Origin of the sequence: Vibrio sp. 1641 (genome assembly GCF_033339995.1) — a bacterium.
Lineage (GTDB): Bacteria > Pseudomonadota > Gammaproteobacteria > Enterobacterales > Vibrionaceae > Vibrio > Vibrio alginolyticus.
On record NZ_JAWOVP010000458.1, the window covers coordinates 1 to 537 of the forward strand.

1 protein-coding gene is annotated in these 537 nt (G+C 47.7%); it reads left to right on the forward strand.

All coding sequences use genetic code 11. The features are described from left to right. The coding region (locus R7Z47_RS26555; protein ID WP_318130985.1) for an RpiB/LacA/LacB family sugar-phosphate isomerase at window positions 1-437 on the forward strand (437 nt) is incomplete at its 5' end. Window positions 438-537: the final 100 nt, after the last annotated feature.

Here is a 537-nt window from a genome sequence, read left to right on the forward strand (position 1 = left end):
TGGTAACTGGTTGTGGTACTGGCCAAGGTGCATTGATGTCTTGCAACCTACACCCAGGCGTTGTTTGTGGTTACTGCCTTGAGCCATCAGACGCGTTCCTGTTCAACCAAATCAATAACGGCAATGCGATTTCTTTGGCATTTGCGAAAGGTTTTGGTTGGGCGGGTGAATTGAACGTTCGTTACATCTTCGAAAAAGCGTTCACAGGCAAACGCGGCGAAGGTTACCCAATTGAGCGTGCAGCACCTCAGCAAGCGAACGCGGCTATCCTAAACAACGTGAAATCAGCGGTAGCAAAAGACGTGGTTGAAGGTCTACGTACTATCGACCAAGAGCTAGTGAAAACTGCAGTAGGCAGCACGCAATTCCAAGAGTGTTTCTTTGCGCACTGCCAAGTGCCTGAAATTGCAGAATATGTGAAGTCGCTACTAGACTAAGCACTCATTTTATCGGGAAATAGGTTAAGGCCAGCCATTGTGCTGGCTTTTTTTGTTTTTAAGCCGGAGAGAATGCCATGCACGTTGCGCAGATTACTTC